The 19,298-nt window shown below is 66.4% G+C and carries 15 protein-coding genes and 1 tRNA gene; 3 read left to right on the top strand and 13 right to left on the bottom strand.

Features of this window, described 5'->3' with window-relative positions:
* Nucleotides 1-10 precede the first annotated feature (10 nt).
* Nucleotides 11-424, top strand: a complete 414-nt coding sequence (locus OXI49_17505; protein MDE2692298.1) for a DUF1828 domain-containing protein — start codon at nucleotides 11-13, stop codon at nucleotides 422-424.
* 75 nt (nucleotides 425-499) lie between these two features.
* On the opposite strand, the gene OXI49_17510 is transcribed toward OXI49_17505, so the two are convergent.
* The 3 genes from OXI49_17510 to OXI49_17520 all read right to left on the bottom strand — a co-directional run bounded on the left by OXI49_17510 (nucleotide 500) and on the right by OXI49_17520 (nucleotide 8,721).
* Nucleotides 500-3,814 (bottom strand): Swt1 family HEPN domain-containing protein, encoded by a 3,315-nt coding sequence (locus tag OXI49_17510; GenBank protein ID MDE2692299.1) that lies wholly within the window; start codon nucleotides 3,812-3,814, stop codon nucleotides 500-502.
* Between the two features lie 64 nt (nucleotides 3,815-3,878).
* Nucleotides 3,879-7,454 carry a helicase-related protein gene (locus OXI49_17515; GenBank protein ID MDE2692300.1) on the bottom strand — a complete coding sequence of 1,192 codons (3,576 nt, stop codon included), beginning with the start codon at nucleotides 7,452-7,454 and terminating at the stop codon, nucleotides 3,879-3,881.
* 214 nt (nucleotides 7,455-7,668) lie between these two features.
* On the bottom strand, nucleotides 7,669-8,721 hold the full coding sequence (locus OXI49_17520; GenBank protein MDE2692301.1) for a hypothetical protein: 1,053 nt from the start codon (nucleotides 8,719-8,721) through the stop codon (nucleotides 7,669-7,671).
* A 578-nt stretch (nucleotides 8,722-9,299) separates the two neighbouring features.
* On the opposite strand from OXI49_17520, the gene OXI49_17525 reads away from it, so the two are divergent.
* Nucleotides 9,300-10,463 carry a tyrosine-type recombinase/integrase gene (locus tag OXI49_17525; GenBank protein MDE2692302.1) on the top strand — a complete coding sequence of 388 codons (1,164 nt, stop codon included), beginning with the start codon at nucleotides 9,300-9,302 and terminating at the stop codon, nucleotides 10,461-10,463.
* A 179-nt stretch (nucleotides 10,464-10,642) separates the two neighbouring features.
* Nucleotides 10,643-11,035 carry a hypothetical protein gene (locus tag OXI49_17530; GenBank protein MDE2692303.1) on the top strand — a complete coding sequence of 131 codons (393 nt, stop codon included), beginning with the start codon at nucleotides 10,643-10,645 and terminating at the stop codon, nucleotides 11,033-11,035.
* 419 nt (nucleotides 11,036-11,454) lie between these two features.
* Here the strand turns inward: OXI49_17530 and OXI49_17535 are convergent, their stop codons facing one another.
* The 10 genes from OXI49_17535 to OXI49_17580 form a co-directional block, all read right to left on the bottom strand.
* Nucleotides 11,455-11,901 (bottom strand): hypothetical protein, encoded by a 447-nt coding sequence (locus OXI49_17535; protein ID MDE2692304.1) that lies wholly within the window; start codon nucleotides 11,899-11,901, stop codon nucleotides 11,455-11,457.
* Nucleotides 11,898-12,128 carry a hypothetical protein gene (locus OXI49_17540; GenBank protein MDE2692305.1) on the bottom strand — a complete coding sequence of 77 codons (231 nt, stop codon included), beginning with the start codon at nucleotides 12,126-12,128 and terminating at the stop codon, nucleotides 11,898-11,900. The genes OXI49_17535 and OXI49_17540 overlap by 4 nt, the downstream gene beginning before the upstream one ends.
* A gap of 260 nt (nucleotides 12,129-12,388) precedes the next feature.
* Nucleotides 12,389-12,480: transfer RNA gene (locus OXI49_17545), tRNA-Ser, on the bottom strand.
* A 432-nt stretch (nucleotides 12,481-12,912) separates the two neighbouring features.
* Nucleotides 12,913-13,317, bottom strand: a complete 405-nt coding sequence (atpC, locus tag OXI49_17550) for an ATP synthase F1 subunit epsilon (protein ID MDE2692306.1) — start codon at nucleotides 13,315-13,317, stop codon at nucleotides 12,913-12,915.
* Between the two features lie 35 nt (nucleotides 13,318-13,352).
* On the bottom strand, nucleotides 13,353-14,861 hold the full coding sequence (gene atpD, locus OXI49_17555) for a F0F1 ATP synthase subunit beta (GenBank protein ID MDE2692307.1): 1,509 nt from the start codon (nucleotides 14,859-14,861) through the stop codon (nucleotides 13,353-13,355).
* A 20-nt stretch (nucleotides 14,862-14,881) separates the two neighbouring features.
* Complete coding sequence (atpG, locus tag OXI49_17560) at nucleotides 14,882-15,781, bottom strand: ATP synthase F1 subunit gamma (GenBank protein ID MDE2692308.1); 900 nt, start codon at nucleotides 15,779-15,781, stop codon at nucleotides 14,882-14,884.
* Nucleotides 15,782-15,820: 39 nt separating this feature from the next.
* Nucleotides 15,821-17,359 carry a F0F1 ATP synthase subunit alpha gene (atpA, locus tag OXI49_17565; protein ID MDE2692309.1) on the bottom strand — a complete coding sequence of 513 codons (1,539 nt, stop codon included), beginning with the start codon at nucleotides 17,357-17,359 and terminating at the stop codon, nucleotides 15,821-15,823.
* A 65-nt stretch (nucleotides 17,360-17,424) separates the two neighbouring features.
* Nucleotides 17,425-17,988: an ATP synthase F1 subunit delta gene (gene atpH / locus OXI49_17570; GenBank protein MDE2692310.1), complete on the bottom strand. Its 564-nt coding sequence runs from the start codon at nucleotides 17,986-17,988 to the stop codon at nucleotides 17,425-17,427.
* Nucleotides 17,985-18,602 carry a F0F1 ATP synthase subunit B gene (atpF, locus tag OXI49_17575; protein MDE2692311.1) on the bottom strand — a complete coding sequence of 206 codons (618 nt, stop codon included), beginning with the start codon at nucleotides 18,600-18,602 and terminating at the stop codon, nucleotides 17,985-17,987. The genes atpH and atpF overlap by 4 nt, the downstream gene beginning before the upstream one ends.
* A complete protein-coding gene (locus OXI49_17580; GenBank protein MDE2692312.1) occupies nucleotides 18,599-19,021 on the bottom strand; it encodes an ATP synthase F0 subunit B in 423 nt (140 codons plus the stop codon). Before OXI49_17580 ends, atpF begins: the two co-directional genes overlap by 4 nt.
* Nucleotides 19,022-19,298: the final 277 nt, after the last annotated feature.

The raw sequence follows: 19,298 nt of genomic DNA on the forward strand, positions 1-19,298 counted from the left end.
CCGTCGTTTCGTGGCTCTCGATCTCGACGCGGCAAACCGCCTGCTCACTGAACTCCCGGAGGGAGTCCAATTCTCACGACGTCCTGATGGCGCCTGGATGCTCCGCACTCAGTTCGCGTTCCCCGACGGGGACAGGCTTCCCATAACGGCGACCGAGACGGAAGACGGCTACTTGCGTCTCTCCGACCGCGGCCACACCGTCATGCACGCCAGCTATGACAACGATGTCGACGTGCTCTTTGTGGGAGAACACCGAACGCGCCTGGAAGAAATCCTCCGCAAAGCCGGCGTCGAACAGCATCATGGCGCTCTCCGCATCGACACACGCGCGAAGGACCTGGCCGACGCTGTGCTCCGTCTTGGCCAAGCCGCCATGAGCGTCTTCGAACTGGCCAGCGTCCGTCAAGGCCCCCGACCGTCGTAGATGCTGGGCGGAACCCGCGCCGCCTCGACGCTAAGGCTGTGTCCCAGTGGCTCCCGGGGCGCGGCGACCCTCCGACTACTCCCGCTCGAAACCGTGACTGTTGAACTTCAGCGTTTGGCTGTTCTCCGTCACGGTGCGGACGACATGGTCCGGCGCCCCTTCCGGTATGTCGGCCTCGATCTCCAAGGTCACCGTCACGTTCGCCCCGACGAGGCCTGAGAGATGGGTGATCACTTCCTCTGCGATTCGACTCGCGTCGAGACCGGCGCGAGTCGCGTCGAGCGAGACGCTGCCATGGAAGCGCTTGGGGCCGAGGTCAAGTGACGGGATCGGGTCGGGAGTTGGGGGCTCGTCGGAACCGACTGGATCGCCGCCCTTGGGGGGCTGAGGCGCAACTGGTTCTTCTTCCGCGTCAAGCTGCTGCCGGGCGGCGGCTGGTCTGACCAGAATCCCCGGAGCCGCCGGATCCGTCAGCGGGACAATTTGGCCGGCACGGAGTCCTCGATACCGGCCCAACTCCTCGTCGAAGCTATCCGCGAAAGCGAACGTGTCTTTCTCCCAGGTCAGCAGCACCACGCCGTCCGCTGCGGCCCCTAGCAACACAGCCGGATCCTGGAGACGCGGCAGATAGAGATACTGCGCGAAGTCCTCGATGAGCTGCGTTATCGATACATGCTCGCCACGCCACAGCGGAACCCGCTCAAGTTCGATCTTCAGGCGGGTGCCGGAGAACGTGGAGGCAAGTACGTCGTCGCTCTTCAGACGGTTGGCGGCTCGAACCGCGAGGGCGCCGTGGCCAGAGAGCCGGGTCGTCTCCCAAGACACCGGCGCAGCGGGGTCCTTCTGCACCGGCGCGAGCAACCATTGGTACGTCTCGGGCAGCCGGGCCGTGACGGCCTCGGCGGCGGCTCGGCGCTGGGTCTCCGCCTGCTTGACCTGGTGCGGGGAAAGATCGAGTGCTTCTCGCTCCGCGAGTACGGACTCCCACGCCAAGTCACGGCGAACCGCTTCGTCGAGGTCCTGTAACCGGGTTTGGTCGGGCGCCAGAAAGACAAGGGTGTTGCGATACAGCCGCGGCGAGGCGCCCCGAGATTCGAGGATGGCTGCAGCGGCTGTTTCCGCGGGGGATCCCGGTTCCTTCCGGTACCCGTGATCGATGCCGAGGACCACGAGGCGGACCTCACGTTCGTCCGGCACTTCGTGGCCAGACTGTGGAGCCGTGTGAATGCGGCTGAAGCCGGCGGTCTCTCGCAGGGCCGTGCGCAGACTCGCGACGATCGCCTGCGCAACCTTGTCCGGCTCTCGACGCAACTGCTCGGCGCGGTCTTCGGCCAGCTTCGTGACGGTAGCCCGCGTGTCGTACCAGTAGCGGCTTCCGTCCTGGTAGAGGTAGGTCGCGTTGGCCGCGAGCCGCCGCAAGGCGTCCCCGAAGACCGCCGACGACTCCCCAGGAAACACGCAGCCCAGCTTGATTCTGCGGTCCTCGAGGCCGCGCTGGGCTGAGCCCGCACTGGGAGCAGAGCCCAGGTACACGGTCCGCGCCACGCGCCGGCAGGCGGAGAACTTGCCCAGGTTCGCTACGTCGCCATCGATCCGCTGCGGAAGGGCCTGCTGTCCGTCGACATCCTTCTCGATCACGGGAACCCAGTTCTCCGGCAGGTAGCGCGTCAGCTCGAACTGCACCCGTGGATCGTCGATCGAGAGATTGGCCGGCAGGATGAGCGGGCTGCTGTCGCCCTTTTGCCAGAGGCTGTGGATGACCGCCGCCATCAATCGCAGCACGCCGCGGGTCCGCTGGAAGGTCACCAAGGTCGACCAGTCCGAGTAGAGGCGGTCGAAGATCTCAGGATGAATGGGATAGGCCGCCTTCAGACGTTGTTCGTAGTCCGCGTTTCGACACTCGGGTGGAAACTCATGTTGCTGGCCTCGGTAGAGATCGGCAAACGCCCGCGCAACTACATCGCGGTCTGTGAACTGCGCTGAGTCGGCGAAAGGCTCGAACAACCGCCGGCGAACAATCTCGAACCCCTCCTCGGCGCTCGCGGGCCGCCAGGACGACTCGATGCGGCCGATCACGTTGCGCAGCCGGTCAAGAGCTTCACGGCCGCGCTGGCCACCTACCTCGACATCGTCGGCCTGAGTGTGCGGGGAGGCAGAGGTGTCCGATGCTGGCAGGCTGACCACGAGAAGACAGTTGCCGGCCAGCTTCGCGGACTCGGTCAGCGCCTGCGCGAACGTGAACTGCGTCTCGAAGCTGCCAGCGGGGAGATCGCTCTGATCGTGAAGCTGTCGCGCGTAGGCGACCCACTCGTCAATCAGGATCAGGCAAGGGCCGTGCTCGACCAGGAGCTTCCGCAGAACATCACCTGGGCTCGTGGCGTGCTCGTCGTCCTTGGCGATGCGGGCATACGCCTCTGCACCACCGAGTTGCCAAGCGAGTTCACCCCATAGCGTCCTCACGACTGTGCCATCCGGCTTGGTGTCGGGATTGCCGGGCGAGATGCGGTTGCCGACCAGCACGACACGCTTGACGGTCGGCAGATCCGGCGCCTCGACCTCCCGCATAACTGCCTCGACACCGGACAGGTCGTTTAAGGGAACGCCAGAACAAAGGTGGTAGAGGGCGAGCATCGAGTGGGTCTTGCCGCCACCGAAGTTCGTCTGTAGCTGCACTACCGGGTCGCCCCCCAGGCCGGCTAGCCTCTGCACGGCACCAGCCAGCATTCTCTTGAGGCTCTCGGTCAGGTATGTGCGGCGGAAGAACTCCACCGGGTCCCGGTACTCCTCGCTCCCTTCGCCAAGATAGGTCTGCCAGAGGTCGGCGGCAAACTCGGCCTGCTGATAGCGGCCGCTGGCCACGTCCTGGTGCGGCGTCACGACCTGCCGCCACGGCTTGAGGTTCTTGGCTGCGCTCTCGACGGCCAGGCTCGCCTGTCGCCGCCGTTGACCACGCGCCTGCTCATCGAACCGGACCCGGAGCAGTTCCATCTTCAGCTTGTCGAGTTCGGCCGCCTCCTTTGCGGATACAGCCGTCAGCAAGCGATTCGCCGTGTCGAGCGCCCGGTAGGCGTCGTCGCTGGAGAAGAACTCCTGGTGCGCCCAGCGGTTCCTGTGCCCGCGTAGTTCGCCCACAAAGCCGCGTTCGGCGGGCCCCAGGACATCCTGGAAGACCATTCTCCAGTTGTCCCACATCAGCTTGAGCAGGGCGGCGACGTCCCACTCCGTCAGGGGCCGCTTGCGCAGGTTCGGATCGTCGAACCAGTTCAGGACGCCGGCGTCGACACGCTTGTTCTTGATCGCGCGCTTCAGCTCGCGGTCGACGAACGGGCCAAGGCCCGCCTTCAGGAGATCGAGCGCCTTACCGACGCGCTCGTGATTCGTTGTGGCCATAAGGGCGCGAGTCTAGTGCCGTCCGGTGTCCAATGCACTTGACGCAGACGCAGGGGCGACGCAGCTACCGCGGATCCTCGGCCTTGGCGAGGAGGTCGCGCAGGGTGTAGTTGACGCTGGCGGCACCGAAGTCGGGCTCACGCTGGAACGGCTGTCTCACGTAGCGAACGGGTGGACGATCTCTGCCGTCGAAGAGGACGATGGCGAGGATGAAGTCGTCCGGCTTGTTCAACGAGTAGAGGATCTCGTTCTTGGTGACCGTGACTGTCGAGGCATCGCTCTCCCGGCCCTTGACTTCAATGAACCGCAGCCTTCCGGTGGCCGGGTCCCTGCTCTCGATGTCGTAGCCGAGCTTCTCGACCTCACGGTCGACTGGTTTGAAGCCGAGTCCGCGCTCGGTCTCCATCACGAGTCTGCGCGCCTCGGCGGCAGCCTTCTGCGTATCCCGTCGCTCGACCGTCGGGCTCGGGCCTTCTGACATCGCTTCGATGAGACCGCGGGGCACGACCAGCAGGCCACCGAGTACGAGGGGAGGTCGGGGAGAGATCTGTCGATCTCGGTTCAGTTCCTGGAATCGCTTCTGGAGACGGCCCTGCAGCATGTCTGCCCGCCGGCGCGCTTCGCCCGAGTTGAGCCGGGCGCCGGTCTTCCCAGCCTCTTCGGCCTGCTTGAGTTGCGCGGCTCGATGGTCCCAGTGGTTGATCTCCTTGGTCAGACGCTCCTTCACCGCAGCCTCGGTCTTGGCGATCAACTCGAGTCGAGCATCCCGAATCTCCTTGAGATGTTCGGGGACGACGTTCGCGACCGCGTACGCCTGGGCTTTCTGCTCGAGGTCCCGGTCGATCCACTGGCACTCGGGCCGGTCGAGAAGTTCATCAACCGTCGGCTCGCCGTCATCCAGCGGCCGATAGTCGAGATACGGCGCGTAGTGCAGATGGCGCGCGACTCCACCGGCGTTGAGTTCGACGTAGAGAACTCGCTTGGAGATGACCTGCCGGTCACCGCTACGGGTGGTGTTGCCGTCTTGCAGGGAGTGCTCGATGGAGAACAGCACGCGTGGTTCCGTACCGTCGTCTCTCTCATCCACGAGGACCGCACCACGCCGCAGGAGGTCGCGGTGGCGTTCAAGCGTCAGATCGATGACTGAGTCGAGCAGCGGATGGCCCGGACAGACGAAGTTCGCAAGCGGCTGGTCGGGTGGCGCCACAAGCGGCTTCTCGAACACGATCCGTTCGTATCGCGGCAGTACCGGAGCGCCAATCCCGATCATTCGATCGCGGTGCCGGACAGACGCTGGCACGTTCGTCACCTCGAAGCGGCCCGGCTCCCTTTGCCAGAGTTTGCCTCCTAGCCGCTTGAACGCCTCCTGGAAGAACGACCGGATGTAGTGAGGCTGCAGGCGTCGCGCTTCGGCACGCTCCATGTCCTCCCGGACCCGCTGCACGCGAGAAGCGTCCATCGCGTCGTGCGCCAACTGGCGCTCTTCCAGCAACTCCTGCAGCGCATCGTGGTCGAGGGCGTGGTCCACGGCGGTGTCGAGCCGGGCGCGCACTTCCGGCTGTTCCCCATAGCGGATCGCTCGAAGCAGCAGGTCGCGCAAGGGACGCCCTTCAAACTCCAACTTGCCTAGTACGTCGAAGACCTGCCCACCGAGCGCCTCTCGCGCCTGGTCCAGCTTCTCCAGCAACCGCCGGTAGACATCGCCCTCGCGGGTGTCCTGAGCGACCAGATTCCAGAGGTGGCAAACCTCCGTCTGACCAATCCGATGGATGCGGCCGAAGCGCTGCTCCAGGCGATTCGGGTTCCACGGAAGGTCGTAGTTGACCATCAGATGCGCCCGTTGCAGATTGATCCCCTCGCCAGCGGCATCGGTCGCCAGCAGCACCTGGACCTCCGGGTCGTACTGGAAGGCCGCTTGGACCTCCAGGCGCTTCTCGCGGCCGACGCCACCGTGGATCACGACCACCGAGCCTTCACGTCCCAGGAGGGTGCTGATCCGCTCGTACAGGTAACTCAGCGTGTCGCGATGCTCCGTGAAGAGCACGAGCTTCTGGCCCGGCGAGGACAGAGGCGGCGGTACTGGACCCGACCCGCGGGGCGTCGTCCGTTCACCGATCTGATCCGCGCGGCCCGAGGGTGTGAAGATCGCGGCCAGCAGGGCGGCCAGTTCTCGCCATTTCGTGTCCTGGCCGGCGCGGCGCACCTTCAGAGCCAGCGCCTCGAGTTCCTTCAGAGTCTCGATCTCAGCCTTCAGTTCTGCAATCGACTGAGCCGCCGTGGCCTGGTCGAGAATCTGCGCCTCGGCGTCTTCAGCTTCCTCCTCGGGTGCGTCGGCGAGATCCTCGAGGTCGTCCTCGTCGAGTTCAGGGGCCAGAAACCTCATGACAAGGGAGTGCTGGCCTCCGCGCTGGAGAACCTCGAGTTCGCGGAGGCGGCTCTGAAGTCGCTCGCGCCGGCGTCGCAAGGACCGGTAGATGGCCTCGGGCGAAGAAGCCAGTCGCCTCTGCAGGATGGTCAGAGCGAAGCCAACGGTGCCGGCTCGTTTCGCGTTTGCAAGTGCCTCAGCCCGGTTGAACTCCTCGCGCACGTAGGCGGTGACCGCGGCATAGAGACGGGCTTCCTCGTCGGACAGCCGGAAGGGCACGGTGTAGGCGATCCGCTCGGGGAACAGCGGCTTGCCGTCGAACTTGAGCAGCCGCTCCTTGACCATACGCCGCATCAGGTCGGAAACGTCCGTGGTGTGAACGCCGTCGCGGAAGCGGCCCTCAAAGCGGTCGCCGTCAAGCAACGCCATGAACAGCTGGAAGTCCGTCTCCTTGCCGTTGTGCGGCGTCGCCGTCATCAGCAGGAAGTGGCGAGTCAGGCCGGAGAGGAGTTGGCCCAGCCGGTAGCGCTTCGTGTACTTGATCTCGTTGCTGAAGTACGTCGCCGAGAATTTGTGCGCCTCGTCACAGACCACAAGGTCCCACTCGGCCTCCGGCACCTTCAGCTTCTGCTGAACGTCTTCGTCTCGCGACAGCTTGTCCAGGCGGGCAATGACGAGGTTCGCTTCGAGGAACCAGTTCCGCGTACGAGCGGCTTCCAACTTGTCGTTCGTCAGGATCTCGAACGGGAGATGGAACCGGCTGTACAGCTCGTCCTGCCACTGCTCGGCCAGACCGCCAGGGCAAACCACAAGGCAGCGCTCCAGGTCGCCCCGCGCGATCAGTTCCTTGATCAGTAGACCCGCCATGATCGTCTTGCCTGCCCCCGGGTCGTCGGCGAGGAGGAAGCGGAGGGGCTGTCGCGGAAGCATCGACTCGTAGACGGCGGTGATCTGATGCGGCAACGGATCGACGACGGAGGTGTGGACCGCCAACACCCGGTCGAACAGATGCGCGAGCCGGATGCGCTGCGCCTCGGAAACCAACCGAAACAGGGCGCCGTCCCCGTCGAAAGACCACGCTCGACCCTCCTCGACAAGCTCCAGCCTGGGCTCGTCTTCACGGTAGAGAAGCTCGGCGGCGACATCGCCGTCCAGCTTCTTGTAGGTCAGCTCGATCGCCTCCGAACCGTGCCAACGGACGTTGACGACCTCGACCGGCTCGTCAGGGTGAACGCCACGGACGGTGCAGCGTGGCTGGAGGTCTTCAAGGCGCACCGGCGGACGGTACCACTGTGGGCCGGGCTTCCAATCAGTCGATAGGCCTGGCCTGAGGCTTCGAACACCAAAAGCGAATCGAGACTACCCGCGCCCGTATCGCCGCCCCACCCTGGCTGCTACTGGCGGGATGCCAACGAGAGCCCCGAGGGTGCCTCCGCCTTCCTCCGATGGCGGTCGAGGCCGCACGGTTTCAACGATCGACTTGTCTCTCCTAGACGTCGTCGCTGACCCTCCAAAGCCGGGGCCACCAAGCGTCGTCGTGTCCGAGCTTCGACAGCTGCACCTTGATGACTGCGCGGAGCAGGAACTCGGCTGTGGCAAAGAACGAGCCGGCGTAGGCGGAGTTCGGACCGGAGTACATCAGTTCCGGCACCCTACCCTCATGGATGATCGTGTTCCGAGCTTTGCCGAACTCCATGAACCAGTGCTCCAGGTCGGTGATGAGTGTGGACTGAGCGTGACCCCACCGGTCCTTCCAGTGCCGCGGGTGAACAGGCTCTTCCTCCGGCGACCAAACCAAGATCTCAGAGTCCTCACGCGTTGTGTCCGGCAATGCCTCGAACATCTCCCGGAGCCAGCGGGCGCTCTTCCAGTTGTTGCTCGTGCCTGTCAGCGCTTCAAAGGCTATCTTCAAGTACACGAGCCGCTCCGCGTACTCTACGGTTGAAGTGTTCCGCCAGGCTCTGGCGAACCAGTCGACAGCGACTCGAAGCGCATCGGAACCACGACTCGCGCCCGGAAACCGCAGTGATCCCAGAACTGCCTCGTAGATGCCAGTCAGAATCAGAGGATCCGGGCTGTAAGCAAAGGAAGGCATGTGCAGGTCGACTGGTGGGCTTAGGACCAGTCCGCGATCACTGCCACTGGGAGCGACGGCGCGCGTTTCCACCAAGAAGCCGGTGCTCGTTATGACGCGTCCCTGTTCCAGGTCAATAGGCCACGCGTGTAAGTCCGCGTTGTCGGCCGTCACCATGGCCCAGCCGTGCTCGCGGTTATCGGGGCGGCTCCGTGGGTTGCCGTCAAGGAATGCGAAGACCAGGGAGAGTTGGAGGGCCCCCACCTCTTCCGGCGACGCCGCTTCACCGTCTAGTGACCGCCCTTCCCTGCATAGAATTGCCGGGTTTCTAATCGGCTTGCTGTCTGTTCCAACGAACTTGCTCAAGAAGGAGAGGGCCTGACGCTTGAACAGGGGATCGGCCCAGCGCTCCTGGAAGCACTCCTGTGGTCCCACTTCCCAGCCGGCGAACGTGACAGGCTCGTCCATTCGAAGGTAGGGGCAGAACAGCAGAACAGGATGTGACACTTCTGGTCCTTGGTCGGTGGTGAAGCGTGAGGCAATCGCAAGTAGAGATCAAGTCCGCCGAAATGCTAGTCGGTACCGGCTCAAAGACCGCCCCCTGTCCCGGTAGGCGCGGGTGCCTCCTGAGTGTGACTGCGGCTAAGTCGATACCGTCCACGGGGTGGCATAAGGGACGATCTTCGGCCGCCCCGTACCTGCTGGAACGCGTACGGTGGCCGAACCAACGATCCGCAATCGCAGTGGCGGCTTCCCCCTCTACACCTGCCTGTCAGTAACGCGCTGTAGGCAACGACGCCGGCTCCTTAGCAGGAGGCTCCGGAAAGTGGCATCGAGGACCGCCATTCAATGGTCCTCGCAGTACCAGCCGCGGAGCCGAAGAAGCTCGCGCGGTGGCTCGGAGATTCCCTGCCAGCCGCTCCCCTTGACCGCCCACAGGCACCGGGCCGCTTCTCCGAGCGGTACGTCGTCGAGCAGCTCAAAGCCGCGAGACGGTTCCGTGTAGTCTCGCCCAAGACGTGGGACACGAGAGGGGACACCCCACCGTGGCCAAACAACTGAGCGCAAAGTTCGTCCGCACCGTTAGTCGCCCCGGCAAGTATGGGGACCAGCACGGCTTGATCTTGCGGGTGAAGCCATCCGGCTCCAAGCAGTGGATCTGGCGCGGGACTGTTCGCGGCCAGCGGGTGGACCTAGGCTTGGGCGGGCACCCGTACACCAGCCTCAAAGAGGCACGAGAGCGGGCGTTCAGCTACCGGAAGCTGGCGCGGGCCGGCGGCGATCCGCGGACGCTCAGCCGCACGGTTCCGACGTTCGAGGCCGCGGCCGAGAAGGTGATCAAGATTCGCCGCGCGAGGTGGCGACCGGGGAGCAAGAGCGAAGCGCAGTGGCGGGCGAGCCTGAGGGACTACGCGATGCCGAGACTAGGACAGGAGCGGATCGACACGATCACGACCGCCGACGTGATGGCAGTCTTGCTGCCAATCTGGAGCGAGAAGCCCGAAACCGCGAGGCGGGTGCGACAGCGCATCGCCGCCATCATGCGGTGGGCGATCGAGCAGAGCTACCGGCCCGACGATCCGGCCGGACCGGCGCTAGGCGCCGCACTACCGAAGCACTACGGCCAGCAGCGGCACTCCAAGGCATTGCCGCCGAGCGAAGTCGCTACGGCGCTCTCGAAGGTGCGGGAGTCGAAGGCGAGGATGACCACCAAGCTTGCGTTCGAGTTTCTGGTCCTGACTGCGGCACGGTCCGGTGAGGTTCGCGCAGCGACCTGGGCCGAAGTTGACTTCGACGAAGCGGTGTGGACGGTGCCGGCGGCGCGCACGAAAGCCGGTCGACCGCATCGTGTTCCGCTGTCGTTTCGAGCATTCGCGGTGCTCGAAGAAGCCCGACAACTGGCGGACGACTCCGGACTGATCTTCCCGTCCACAACCGGGCTGGCCCTGTCGTCCGAAGCGCTCTCGAAGCTGGTCCGAGAGCTTGGTGTTCCGGCGGTGCCGGATGGCTTCCGCACGGCCTTCCGGGGCTGGTGCGCCGAAACCGGCGTCTCTCGCGAGGTCGCCGAAGCGTGTCTCGCTCACGCGATCCGCGACAAGGCCGAGGCCGCCTACCAGCGCTCCGACCTGCTTGAAGCGCGGCGCAAGGCTCTGGAAGCGTGGTCTGAGGTCGTCCGTGCAAGTCTGCCTGGGTCGGGGGTTCTCGAGTAACTGGAGTACGGCGGCCTGTACGCCCGCAGTGCCTGGGCGGAGCACGGTGGCAGCGGCTCCCAATAGAGTGGCCGCTTGGACACTGACGAGGGACCGTTCGGTCTTCGCTTTCTGGTCCACGACGAGTTGACTGGCGCTGCCGGCGTCTTGGCAGCGCTTCTATCCGGAGGCGCAGAGGAATGACGACTGACGGAACGATGGAGACGCTGCTGTACGTTTCGGCCGAGACGGGTCAGGTCCGCGAGGTGCAGCGGGCCGGGCCTTCCGAGCCCATGGTGCAGGTGGCCCTGGGCGAAGTACTGGAGGGTCGGAGATACAGCCGCGTTTCTGGGTGGGGCTGGCGGTTGAAGGCGGACGAGAGCTACGACGTGCTGACGATCCGGCTGTGGCCGCCGAGAATGGACTTGGCCAAGCCGTGCGGCGTGGCTGCGCGTATCGAACGCGGAAGTGCAGACTCCGCCCCGCGGTTGACCGTGAGTATGGCGGGGTTGGCCGACGCCGTGGCGGCTCTAGACGCCGGCGTCCTGGTGCAGGCGGTGGCCTGGGCCTGGCTGGACCGTGGGGACCCTTGATCGCGGTCACCGCGACGGGCGGAAGACACCGTAGGTGGGGCCCACGGCGCGTTACACCCGCCTCCCAGGTGCAGGCGACCGACGCGGCCGTGCTCTAGGCATGGCGCGGCCGGGCCATCGTGAACAAGACGGCGGCGGACGCGCCGCAGGACGTGACCGAGGAGGCGGTTGTTCGCTTCGCCGGCCACATGCACGACCGGGACCCGGCCGCCACCGCCGGCTACCTCAGCGAGAAGCTGGGACGAACGCACGCTTCGAGGCCCGTTCGCTTCCGACCCTGTCCGGCCGGGCGCGGGCGTTCAGCCGATAGTGGGCGGTGGCATGGACGCGCCGCGGGCCGCGGCGGTACGTGTACTCGGTCGGGCCTGCCAAGGCACTCATGGGCGAGGCCCCCTTCCGTGGGGACCACGGGTCGACAATCAGCGCCCGAACAGGTGGTCGAGTCCCCGGATGAACGCGGTAAGCAATCCGTATCCGCCAACTATCGCGGAAGGACCGACCAAGAGGTACATCGCCGAAGTGCGTTGAGCTTCGTCGCCGTAGAACAGGAAGTACAGGCAAAGCCCAACGTACGCGACACCGATCCCCAAGAGGCACGACACGAGACGCATGCCGAAGCGGCGCTTCTTCTTGCGGTCGTCGTCGTCGCGGCGGAGTTTCTCGGTGTGGAACTCGTACTGGCGTTGGTCGGAAGCATCCCTGAGGGCGATCACCTGACTCGCAAGATCGACCCGCTGGCGCTCGTTGTCGATCCGTTGCCGCTCTAGCGAGAGGAGTTCGGGCCAAAGCTCCTGTTGTAGAGCGCCGCCGCCTTCTGAATCCTCGCGCACGACGAGGTTGGTTCGCGACTCCTCGTCTTCGCTCATCGGTATGCCGCGGCCTTACGGCCACTAGCCAGTCCGGCGCCTGGTTGCAGCGGCTTCACCAGTTCATCGGCGTAGATGTCGACTGGAATGCTGTAGACGCGGTAGCCACTACCGTATGGGGACTCTTCGTGTTGGGTGATGTAGGCGTTGCCTTCGGGATCCGCCTTGCGACGGCGCTTCTCCTCAAAGACCTCCTCAAGGGTCTCGCAGTAGACATCCTTGAACATGAGCAACCTCCTGGAGATAGTTCTTCCAACGGGGAAGAGGCACCCCGTACGACAGCCAATCAGCCATGGCAAGCAGCGGAGCATACAGTGTACAACGCGGTTCACTGTCGCCAACTTCCCACTGTTCGGCGTAGCTTAGCCTCTTCTCCTGCTTGCACGTGCAAGCCAGTATCGACGGTGAAACGTGGGACACAAATGGGTACTCCAACGCCTGGCGATCCCACTAACCACTCTATCTTCCGTCTCTTTCGTCGTCTTCTTGGCGGAGAGGGAGGGATTCGAACCCTCGGTCCGAGTCACCCCGGACAACTGCTTAGCAGGCAGCCCTGTTCGACCACTCCAGCACCTCTCCCGGACGGCGGAGTGTAGCAGCGGAGGGCGCTGTCGTGGGTGGGCGGACGTCCGGTTGCAAGACTCTCATCCGGCATGGAACTCGCTTGACCTCCAGACGGACGGGAATGAACCCGCACGCTGGAGGTGGCATGACCGACACTCGCGGCATCGAGCGGAACCTGTACGAGATTGCGCGTCAACTGGCGGCGCTGCGGGCCGTGCTGGAGCGGATTGAGCGGAGGTTGCGGTAGTCGCGCGGTCTGCGGACCAGTGTCGTCGCCGCTTCGCGGCGCGTTTCTCCGGCCGCCTGCGGCGGCAGCCGGCGGGGACGCCGGCGCACCCAGTGTGCGGGCGCCGTACCGAGGACGGCGCGCTCACTGTGCGGGCGAAGCCGCGGAGCGGCGCAGCCCGAAAAAGACACAGCCGCCGGCCGGCGACCTTTACCGCGGCGCTACGCCCGCGCCGAAACGTCGACCCGCGCCTGCGCGGTATCCACGCGGTCCTTCAGGGCACCCTGCTCCTCGAAGCTGGCGCGGGCGTACTCCGCCGCCAGCTCGTCGCGCTCGGTCGTGGCGGCAGCGGCGTCGATGTCCTCGGCCGGCTCCGCGGTCTCGGTCAGCACGGTCACGGTGTCGTCCGCGACCTCGCAGAAGCCCGGCGCCACGGCGACGAAGCGGCGCGCGCCGCCGTCGGCCGGCTGGTAGCTGAGCTCGCCGGGGCGCAGGGTGCTGATCAGCGCCGCATGGCCGGGCAGGATGCCCATGTCGCCCTTGCGCCCGGGCAGACCGACGTCCGAGCACTCGATCTCGAGCAGCTTCTCGGCGTGGGTTACGAGGATCAGGTTCAAGCCGGCCACGTTCGTTCGCTCCGCTGGTTTCGCCTCTGCGCCGGCTAGGCCGCCAGGAGCTTCTTGCCCTTGTCGACCGCCTCGTCGATGGTGCCAACCATGAGGAAGGCCTGCTCAGGCAGCTCGTCGAGGTCGCCGGAGAGGATCGTCTTGAAGCCCTCGACGGTGTCCTCGATCTTCACGTAGCGGCCTTCGAGGCCGGTGAACTGCGTCGCCACGAAGAACGGCTGCGACAGGTAGCGCTCGATCTTGCGCGCCCGGGCGACGACGAGCTTGTCCTCTTCGGACAGTTCCTCGACGCCGAGGATGGCGATGATGTCCTGCAGGTCCTTGTAGCGCTGGAGCACCTGCTGCACCTGGCGCGCGACGGCGTAGTGCTCGTCGCCGACGATGCCGGGCTCGAGGATCTTGGAGGTCGAGTCGAGCGGATCGATCGCCGGGTAGATGCCCTTCTCGACGATCGCGCGGGACAGGGTCGTCGTCGCGTCGAGGTGGGCGAAGGCGGTGGCCGGCGCCGGGTCGGTCAGGTCGTCGGCGGGGACGTAGATCGCCTGCACCGAGGTGATCGAGCCCTTCTTGGTCGACGTGATCCGCTCCTGCAGGGCGCCCATCTCGGTCGCCAGGTTCGGCTGGTAGCCGACGGCGCTGGGCATCCGGCCGAGCAGGGCGGACACCTCGGAGCCGGCCTGGGTGAACCGGAAGATGTTGTCGACGAAGAGCAGCACGTCACGGCCTTCGACGTCGCGGAAGTACTCGGCCACCGTGAGCGCCGAAAGACCGACGCGCAGCCGGGCGCCGGGCGGCTCGGTCATCTGGCCGTAGATGAGCGCCGCCTTGCTGTCCTTGAGCGCCCCGTGGTCGACCTTCGTCAGGTCGAAGTTGCCGGTCTCCTCGTAGTTCTCGAGGAAGCCTTCGCCGAAGTTGACGACGCCGGCCTCGACCATCTCGCGCAGGAGGTCGTTGCCCTCGCGGGTGCGCTCGCCGACGCCGGCGAACACGGAGAAGCCGCCGCCCTGCACCGCGACGTTGTTGATCAGCTCCTGGATGAGGACCGTCTTGCCGACGCCGGCGCCGCCGAACAGGCCGGTCTTGCCGCCGCGGGTGTAGGGGTGCACCAGGTCGACGACCTTGATCCCCGTCTCGAACATCTCGGTCGACGTCGCCTGGTCCTCGAAGGCGGGCGCCTCCCTGTGGATCGGCCAGCGTTCCTGGGCCTCAACCGGGCCCAGCGTGTCGACCGGCTCGCCGAGCACGCTCAGCACCCGGCCCAGGGTCGCTTCGCCCACCGGCACGGAGATCGGTTCGCCGAGATCTTTGGCCTCCATGCCGCGAACGACGCCGTCCGTCGGCTGCATGGACACCGCGCGCACCAGGTTCGAGCCCAGATGCTGTGCCACCTCGGCGGTCAGGTCGATGCTGCCGTCGTCGTTCTTGACGCTGACCGCGTTCAGGATCTCGGGCAGTTGCTCGGCCGGATACTCGATGTCGAGGACCGGGCCGATCACCTGGACCACCTTGCCGGTAGCGCCGGACGAGTTGTTCGTGTCGTTCACGGTTTGTGCCTCTCTTGTCTCTAGCCCTCTAGGGCGTTCGCGCCGGACACGACCTCGATCAGCTCGGTCGTGATCTCGGCCTGGCGCGAGCGGTTGTATTGCAGGGTCAGTGTGTCGATCAGTTCGCCGGCGTTCTTCGTCGCGCTGTCCATCGCCGTCATCCGGGCCGCGTGCTCGGCCGCCTGCGACTCGAGCAGCACCCGGTAGATCTGGAAGGTGACGAAACGCGGCAGCAGCTCGTTCAGGATCTCGGCCTCGGACGGCTCGTACAGGTACGGGCGGTGGCCGTTCGCCGACGCGCCCTCGTCGCCGAGGACGTCCTCGCGGGCGATCGGCAGCAGGCGCTCCCAGCTCACCCGCTGGCTGAGCACCGAGATGAACTCGTTGTAGACGGCGTACACCGCGTCGTACTCGCCGTCGGCAAAGGCCTTGGAGACCTCAGCCGCGAGTTCCTGGGCAGTGCCGTAGTTCAGGTCCTTGAACAGGCCCCGGCGGGCGCCGCGCATCGGCGCGCCGCGGTGGGTGAAGAAGTCGGCGCCGCGGTTGCCGAGCGCCAGGATCTCGCCGCCGCCGTTCAGGGCGGCCATCTCCTGCTCGGTCCGGCGCTGGACGTGGGCGTTGAAGGCTCCGCACAGGCCCTTGTCGCCCGTGACCACGAGAACCAGGGTCTTTCCGGAAGCGGCCCTATCGTCGCCTTCGCCCTCGTGCGGAGTCAGCAGCGGGTGCTCGACTTCGCCCGCCGCGACGGCGGCCAGGTGCTCCGTGACCTTTCGCAGCTCCAGGGCGTAGGGCCGCGTGGCGAGGATCTGGTCCTGGGCCCGGCGCAGCTTCGCCGCGGCGACCATCTTCATCGCCTTGGTGATCTGCTGCGTGTTCTTCACCGAGCGGATGCGCCGGCGAAGATCGATCAGGCTCGCCATCGTTCGGGCCTACCTCGGAACCTTCCCGTTCGTCTCGTTCTAGTTCTCTTCCAGCGCGGCGTCGGGGTTCTCGGCCACGAAGAGCTGGAAGGCCCGGCCGATCGCCTCCATGATCTGCGCGTCCAGCTCGTCGCTCAGCTTGCCCTCCGCGCGGATCCGGTCGCGGAGCTCCGGTTCCTCGTTCACGAAGTGCCGGTGCATGAAGTCCTCGAAGGGCCGCACCGCCTCGACCTTCAGGTCGTCGAGCGCGCCGCGGGTGCCCGCCAGGATCGAGAGCACCTGGTCCGCGATCGACAGCGGCGCGTACTGCCCCTGCTTGAGAAGCTCGACGAGCCGCTCACCGCGCGCCAACTGCTGCAGCGTGACGCGGTCGAGGTCGGAGCCGAACTGGGCGAAGGCCGCGAGCGACCGGTACTGCGCAAGGTCGAGCCGCAGGGTGCCGGAGTTCTTCCGCATCGCGCCGATCTGCGCGTTGCCGCCGACGCGGCTGACCGAGATGCCGACGTTGACCGCGGGCCGCACGCCGGAGAAGAAGAGGTCGCCCTCGAGGAAGATCTGGCCGTCCGTGATCGAGATCACGTTGGTCGGGATGTAGGCCGAGACGTCGCCGGCCTGGGTCTCGATGATAGGCAGCGCCGTAAGCGAGCCGCCGCCATTGGCTCGCGACAGCTTCGCCGCCCGCTCGAGCAGCCGGGAGTGGAGGTAGAAGACGTCGCCCGGGTAGGCCTCGCGGCCCGGCGGACGCCGGAGCAGCAGGGAGACCTCGCGGTAGGACGCGGCCTGCTTCGAGAGATCGTCGTAGATCACCAGCGCGTGCTGGCCGTTGTACAGGAAGTACTCGCCCATCGCGCAGCCCGCGTACGGCGAGATGAACTGGAGCGGCGCCGGCTCGGAGGCCGAGGCGGAGACGACGATCGTGTGCTCCATCGCGCCGTTGTCCTCGAGTGTCTTGACCACCTGGGCGACGGTCGAGCGCTTCTGGCCGATCGCGACGTAGACGCAGATCACGTCGCCGCCCTTCTGGTTGATGATCGCGTCGACGGCGACGGCCGTCTTGCCGATCTGCCGGTCGCCGATGATCAGCTCGCGCTGGCCGCGGCCGATCGGGATCATGGAGTCGATCGCCTTGATCCCCGTCTGCATCGGCTCGGACACCGGCTCGCGGTCGACGACGCCGGGGGCGATCCGCTCGAGCGGGTAACTGTCGGCGGCCTCGATCGGCCCCTTGCCGTCGACCGGGTTGCCGAGCGGATCGACCACGCGGCCGACCATCGCCGGTCCCACCGGCACCTCCATGATGCGGCCGGTGCGGCGGACCTCGTCGCCCTCGTCGACCAGGCGGGACTCGCCCATCAGCACGGCGCCGATCTGGTCCTCTTCGAGGTTCAGCGCCAGCCCGTAGACGTCATTCGGGAACGCCAGCAGCTCGCCGGCCATCGCCTGCTCCAGCCCGTAGACGCGGGCGATGCCGTCACCGACGCTCAGTACGGTGCCGACCTCGGCGACGTCGACCTCGGCCTCGTAGCCCGCCAACTGGCGCTCGAGGACCGCTGCGATCTCATCGGCTCTTACCTGCATGTTCGTTCCACTCCCCTGATAGGTGGCGCTCCGAGGCTGCGGAGCGTCTCCAAATCGTGTCGTTTCTAGGCTTCCGCCGTCGCAGTCGCCGACTCGGCGGTCAATCTGGATTCCAGTACGGCCAACTGGCCCCGAACGCTCGCGTCGTAGCGGTAGCTCCCGAACTGGGCCACGAAGCCGCCGATCAGGCTCGGGTCGACCCGGGCTTCCAGCCGGACCTCGGCGCCGGACAGCTGCTCGAGCGCCTTCTCCAGCCGCGCCCGCTGCTCCTCGTCGAGCTCCTCGGCCGCGGTCACCGTGGCGCTGACCACGCCATGGGCCCGGTCGAGCAACTCGTCGATCGCCTCCAGGATCGCCGGCAGGTGGACCAGGCGGTAGTTGTCGAGCAGCAGCCGCAGCATCCGCTGGGCCAACGCGCCCGCGCCCTGCATGCCGGCGATCTCGTCGACCACGGTGCGCTTGGTCGCCGGCGGCACGCCGGGATTCGAGGCCATGCGGCCCAACCGCGGGACGGCCCGCATCGCCTCCGCGAAGGCGTTGAGTTCATCGCGCGTCGCCTGCGCCGCCTCGAGCGAGCCGGCGGCGCCCATCAGGGCCTGGGCGTAGGGCCTCGCGTACCGGTAGATCATCGTGCGTCGGCTCCGGCCGAAGCGTCGTCCGCCCGGCTTTCCAGGCTGAGCAGTCCGCGGTCGAGAATCCGGCGGCGGGCGGCCGAGTCGACCTCGCGCTCCAGCCGCTCGGCCGCGAGCGAGGTGGCGAGCCGGGCCGCGTGCTGCGCCAGCTCGACCCTGGCGCGGGCCGTGCGGTTCCGGATCTCGGCGCGGGCCTGCTCCAGCATCCGCTCGCGCTCTCTCTCGGCCAGGGCCGCGATCTCGCGCGCGTCGCGTTCGCCTTCCTGCCGGGCGCGCTCGGCCGCCTGGGCGACCTCCGCTTCCAGGGCGGCGAGTTGGTCGTCGAGGCCGGCGTGCAGCTCTTCCGCGTCCGCGCGCTGGCGCCGGGCGGTCATCAGGCTGTCCCGTATCTGGTCCCGGCGATTCTCGAGCGCACTCATTGCCATCGGCCCGACCAGGTAGCCGAGACCACCGAAGAAGACGAGCATGTTGAACCAGGAAAAGACCCAGCGCGGCAGGCCGAGGAAGGTCGTCGACTCGCCGACTTCCGCGCCGAACGCGGCGGCCACGCCGGCGAACAGCGTCCAGAGCAGCGCCAGCGAGGCGACTCTCAGGACCGTGGAGCGCCTCACGAGGGGGCTCCCATCAGCTTCGCGGTCATGTCGGCCGCGAGCCGCTCGGCGCGGGCTTCAAGCGATCGGCGCTGTTCCGCGGTCTCGGCGTCGAGCGCGGCGATCGCCTGCTGGAGTTCGGCATCCGCCTCCTGGCGGGCTTCGGCGACCAGCGTCTCGCGGGCCTGCTGGGCCTCCTTGCGCATCCGGTCGCGGTGCGCGGCGGCCTCGGCGCGGGCTTCCTTCAGCTTCTCGCGCTGCGCCTCGACTCTCGCCTCGACCTCGGCCTGGGCCCGGTCGAACGTCTCCTGGGCGGTCACGATCTCGCTGTCGCGCTCCTTGAGCATGCGCATGATCGGGCGGACGAGGTAGAACCGGACCACCACATAGGTGGCCCAGAAGATCGCCATGATGACCAGGAGGCTGGCGTCGAAATCCACAGCTACTCGTCCCGCGGTCGTCCGGGTCTGTTTCGACGAGCGCAGACCTCTACCAACGCCTGCCAACCTGTCTCGCTCGCGCCCGAAAGCGGCGGTAACGTAACACGGCTGTCAGGGGTGGTCAACGGCCGTTGCGGGCACAGACCGGGCTTCAAGAATGCCGAGCTTCGCGAGCTGCGACCGGCGCTCGGAAGGACCCGGACCAAACGTCGACACTTTCCACTACAGTCGAAAATGTCCACGGGCATTTTCGACTACGGTCGAAAATCTTGGTAGT

It is taken from the genome of Acidobacteriota bacterium, assembly GCA_028875725.1.
Taxonomy (GTDB): Bacteria; Acidobacteriota; Thermoanaerobaculia; order Multivoradales; family Multivoraceae; genus Multivorans.

Coding starts and splice junctions, on each gene's coding strand:
- OXI49_17510 (MDE2692299.1), bottom strand. CDS start 3,814: ATGGCCACAACGAATCACGAGCGCGTCGGTAAGGCGCTCGATCTCCTG.
- OXI49_17520 (MDE2692301.1), bottom strand. CDS start 8,721: ATGGACGAGCCTGTCACGTTCGCCGGCTGGGAAGTGGGACCACAGGAG.
- OXI49_17530 (MDE2692303.1), top strand. CDS start 10,643: ATGACGACTGACGGAACGATGGAGACGCTGCTGTACGTTTCGGCCGAG.
- OXI49_17535 (MDE2692304.1), bottom strand. CDS start 11,901: ATGAGCGAAGACGAGGAGTCGCGAACCAACCTCGTCGTGCGCGAGGAT.
- OXI49_17540 (MDE2692305.1), bottom strand. CDS start 12,128: ATGTTCAAGGATGTCTACTGCGAGACCCTTGAGGAGGTCTTTGAGGAG.
- atpG (MDE2692308.1), bottom strand. CDS start 15,781: ATGGCGAGCCTGATCGATCTTCGCCGGCGCATCCGCTCGGTGAAGAAC.
- atpA (MDE2692309.1), bottom strand. CDS start 17,359: ATGCAGGTAAGAGCCGATGAGATCGCAGCGGTCCTCGAGCGCCAGTTG.
- atpH (MDE2692310.1), bottom strand. CDS start 17,988: ATGATCTACCGGTACGCGAGGCCCTACGCCCAGGCCCTGATGGGCGCC.